Source organism: Rhizobacter sp. (genome assembly GCF_031412075.1).
GTDB lineage: Bacteria > Pseudomonadota > Gammaproteobacteria > Burkholderiales > Burkholderiaceae_C > Rhizobacter.
Genome location: NZ_JANOCG010000038.1, coordinates 1 through 4316 on the forward strand (window position 1 = coordinate 1; position 4316 = coordinate 4316).

A 4316-nucleotide genomic window follows, 5' to 3' on the forward strand; every position below is an offset into this window, starting at 1 on the left:
TCCGCCTTGTTCCACAGCGGCCTGCCCACCAGCACGGCTGCCTCCCAGACTGCCCATGGCCATTCAGATCATTCCGCACAGCGCTGAGCGCAGCGCTGCCGTGAAGGAGTTCAACCGGCGCATGAGCGCAGGCGGTTCGCCCTGGAATTTTTACGTCGATCCCGAGCCGGACTGGATCCCCAAACGTGAAGGCCAGAACGTTTGGCGCGAGTACTACCTGGCGGTCGAAGACGACGTGGCCGTGCGCGGTGCCTTTGCCCTCAAGCCGCAAGACTGGCTGATCAACGGCGAAGTGAAAGTGGTGACCGACTGGCAGGGGCCGTTCTCCGAGGGCGCGATCGACGTGCGCCACGGCACGCTGGGCCTGCGCATGATTCGCGACATGCTCAAGAAACGCCCACTGCTCTACAGCTGGGGCCACGGCGGTGACGACCAGCCGGTCGTGCAGATGCTGCGCATGATGAACTGGCTGCTGCACCCCACGCCCTTCTGCCTGTGGGTGGCCAAGCCCTTTCGTTTCTTGCGGCTGAATGCCCAACTGCGCAAGTCGGCCTTGAGGCGTCTGGTGCTGGACGTGGCGGCTTTCAGTGGCCTGGGTTGGCTGGGCTTGCGCGCCCTGCATGCGCTGCTGCGGCTGAAATCGGGTTCGAAAGGCTTCACCGCCAGTGCGACCGAGGTGGGCGAGTTCGGCCCCTGGGCCGACGAGCTGTGGAATCGTTGCAAAGGCAGCTACCGCGCCATCGCGGTGCGCGACGCCGCTTCGATGAATGCCCTCGCGCCGGCAGGGGCATGGCCCCCTGTCACCCGCTTGCGCATCGACCGCGCTGGCCAGGTCATCGGCTGGGCGCTGGTGATGGACACGCAGATGAAGGGTGAGCACCGTTTTGGTGACCTGAGGGTCGGCTCCGTCGTCGATTGCCTGGCCGAGCCGACGGATGCGGGTGAGGTGGTGGCCGCCGCCACGCGCTTTCTCACCCGGCGGGGCGTGGACATCGTGGTCTCTAACCAGGCGCACCCAGGTTGGGCGCAGGGTTTTGCGCAAAACGGCTATGCGGTGCTGGCCGACAAGCGGCTTTTTGCTGCGTCACCCGCCCTGCAGGCGGCACTGGAGCCCGTCACCGAAGTCTCACAAGGCCTTCATCTGACAAATATGGACGGTCACGGCCCCATGGCGCTCTGAACACGCCAATTCGCGGGGTTGCACTGGCTGCCAATTCCTGCGGATACTTTCGGTTCACCTATTTTGGTGGTTACGGGGATTCCATCGTGGAAACCGCATCCGACCTCGCAATTCGCCTCACCAAGGCCTCGCGCAAGAAAACCTGGGACGTCTACAACACCTTCAACTGGCCCGAAGCCCTCGAAGAAGGCGTCTGGTACATGCCGCCCGAGCTGATCTCGATCTACGGCACGCCGGCCTACGAAGCCCTCACCGAAGAGCAGCAAAAGAAACTCAGCCTGTACGAACTGGGCAATTTTTTCAGCCTGGTGCTGCAAGGCGAACGCCCGCTGGTCGCCGGCCTGGTCGACCGCCTCTATGCCAAGGGCAACAGCGTCTCCGTCAACGAATACCTGCATCACTTCGTCGACGAAGAGAACAAGCACATGGTGATGTTCGGCGAGTTCTGCAACCGCTACATCGGCAAGGTCTACCCCGAGAAGAAGATCTCGCTGCCCAAGACCTACGCCAAGGGCGAAGAAGAAGTCGCCTTCTACTGCAAGGTGATGGTGGTCGAGGAACTGGGCGACTACTACAACCTGGCCATCGAAAAAGACGAACGTGTCGACGCGCTGGTGCGCGAAGTCAACAAGGTGCACCACATCGACGAAGCACGCCACCTGGCCTTTGGCCGGGTGCAGCTGGCTGAGTTGTTTGCCAAGTACTCGCCCGAGTGGTCGGCCGAGACGCTGGCGGGCTTCCGCGAGTGGCTGGTGGCCTACCTGCGTGCCTCTTGGGGCGACTACTACAACCCGGCGATGTACCGCGATGCCGGCCTGGCTGACTCCTACGAACTTCGGCAAATGGCGATGTCGCACCCCGCTGGCGCCGAGCTGCGCAAGAAGGCTTCGGCCAAGGTTGTCAACTACTTCATCAAGACGGGCTTGCTGGCCGAGGAACCCTCGCTTTAAGTGGGGGCCATGAGCGAGGCGTGAAAGAAACAAGAATGCAAGAGAGCGAAGTCAGAGCCAAGCTGCGCGACTGGATCGTCAAGCACACCAAGGCCCCCTCCAAAGCGGCCTTCACCGATGAAACGCACATCCTCGAAGAGGGCATCCTCTCTTCGCTCGACATCGTCGAGTTTGTGCTTTTCATCGAAAGCCTGCGGGGTGAAGACGTCGACACCGACGACATCGAGCCCCAGGTGTTCACCAGCATCAACACGCTTTATGGCGCGTTTTTTGCCCAGGTGACCTGAGATGCCGCAGGAGCAGCGCAGCCTTCGCAGCGGGTTCCTGCGTTCGGTCGAACAACACCCCGACCGGCCTGCGTTGCAGCTCGATGCGGTGGTGTTGAGCTACCGCCAACTGCGCGACCGCGCTGCGGCGCTGGCGCAGACCTTGTCGGCCCATGCGCCTGCAGATGAGCCTGAGCTGACGGCGGTGTTTGCGCACCGCTCGGTCACCGCCTATGCCGGGGTGTTGGCCGGTTTGCTTCGTGGTCATGGCTACGTGCCGCTCAACCCTGGCTTCCCGAGCGACCGCACACGCGGCATGCTGGTGCGTTCGGAATGCCGCAGCGTGATCGTCGACGCACATGGAGCGCGGCAACTTGGCGAGGTGCTTGACGGTGTCGACACCCCGTTGTTGCTGTTGCTGCCTGAACACGACGACGTGAGCGAGTTCGCCGCGCAGTGGCCCAAGCACCGCTTTCTCGGCGCGAGCGATTTGCTCGATGCCAGTGCGTGGGTCGCAGGCCCGGTCGACGCCAACGCCATTGCCTACCTGCTTTTCACCTCGGGCAGCACCGGACAGCCCAAGGGTGTGATGGTGGCGCACCGCAACGTGGTGCCCTACATCGACGCGATGGTCGAGCGCTACGCGGTGACTGAGCATGACCGGTTTTCGCAAACCTTCGACCTGACCTTCGACCTGTCGGTGCACGACATGTTCGTCGCCTGGGAGCGAGGCGCGTGTCTGTGCGCGCCGACCGGCGGGCAGAAGATGTTCCCAGGCAAGTACATCACCGACTGCGGCATCACGATGTGGTTCTCGGTGCCGTCGACGGTGGTGCTGATGAGCCGCCTCAAGATGCTCAAGGCCGGCAAGTATCCGGGCCTGCGCTTCAGCCTGTTTTGCGGTGAAGCCTTGCCGGTCGAGATGGTGCAGAAATGGGCTGAGGCCGCGCCGCAATCGGTGCTTGAAAACCTCTACGGCCCGACCGAGCTCACCATCGCCTGCACGCTGTACCGCTGGAACGGCGAGACCTCGCCCGCGCAAAGCGAGTTTGGCGTGGTGCCCATCGGTGAGCCCTATCCCGGCATGAAGATGCTGGTGGCCGACGAGCAGCAAAACGAAGTCGCCATCGGCGAAGCCGGCGAGCTGCTGATGACCGGCCCGCAGCTCACGCTCGGCTACTACAAAGACCCGCAGCGCACGGCGGCTGCGTTTGTCATGCCACCGGGCCGCAACGAGGTCTTCTATCGCACCGGCGACCGTGTGCGCCGCCCGGCCGCTGGCCAGCCGCTGGTCTACCTGGGCCGGGTCGACAACCAGATCAAGATCCAGGGTTACCGCGTCGAGCTGGGTGAAGTCGAAGCCATCTTGCGCCAGGAGGCCGGGGTCGATGTGGCCATCGCGGTCGGCTGGCCGGTCACGGCCAGTGGCGCCGATGGCATCGTCGGTTTCCTCGGCGCGGACAGCGCCGACACCACCGCCATCCGCGAGCGTGTGATCGCGCGCCTGCCGCCCTACATGCACCCGAGCGAATTGAGATTGGTGTCGGAGTTCCCGCTCAACGCCAACGGCAAGGTCGATCGCAAGGTGTTGCTCGCGAGCCTGGCCGCCCAAGCGGAGCCGGCGTGATGAGCAGCCGCCCCGACTGCGCCTTGCCCGCGCTGGCCACCGCGCTCGCCACCACGCCCAGCGACACCCTGTCGGTGCTGGGCGTGCCCGTGACCGACGTGAACATGGAACACGCGCTTTCGCTGCTGCATGGCCTGCTGCAACAACAGCCACCGCGTGCCCACGGTGTCTATTTCGTCAACACCCACACGCTCAACACCGCCTGCGACGAACCCGACTACCTCGGCGGCTTGCAGCACGCCGAGCCGCAACGCCGTGAAGCGCGAGGCGCTGGTGATTCTGGCGAATGCGCT

The 4316-nt window shown here is 63.9% G+C and carries 5 protein-coding genes; all 5 read left to right on the forward strand.

The window, feature by feature from the left end; genetic code table 11:
• The first annotated feature begins 55 nt into the window (after positions 1-55).
• Entirely contained in the window at positions 56-1180 is a 1125-nt protein-coding gene (locus RMO40_RS01295) for a hypothetical protein (RefSeq protein ID WP_309715198.1), read from the forward strand.
• Positions 1181-1266: 86 nt separating this feature from the next.
• A complete protein-coding gene (locus RMO40_RS01300; protein WP_309715200.1) occupies positions 1267-2130 on the forward strand; it encodes a diiron oxygenase in 864 nt (287 codons plus the stop codon).
• Between the two features lie 20 nt (positions 2131-2150).
• Positions 2151-2417 carry a hypothetical protein gene (locus tag RMO40_RS01305; protein WP_309715202.1) on the forward strand — a complete coding sequence of 89 codons (267 nt, stop codon included), beginning with the start codon at positions 2151-2153 and terminating at the stop codon, positions 2415-2417.
• 1 nt (position 2418) lies between these two features.
• On the forward strand, positions 2419-4023 hold the full coding sequence (locus tag RMO40_RS01310; RefSeq protein ID WP_309715204.1) for an amino acid adenylation domain-containing protein: 1605 nt from the start codon (positions 2419-2421) through the stop codon (positions 4021-4023).
• A partial coding sequence (locus tag RMO40_RS01315) for a hypothetical protein (protein WP_309715205.1) occupies positions 4023-4316 on the forward strand: 294 nt, incomplete at its 3' end. The genes RMO40_RS01310 and RMO40_RS01315, both read left to right, overlap by 1 nt.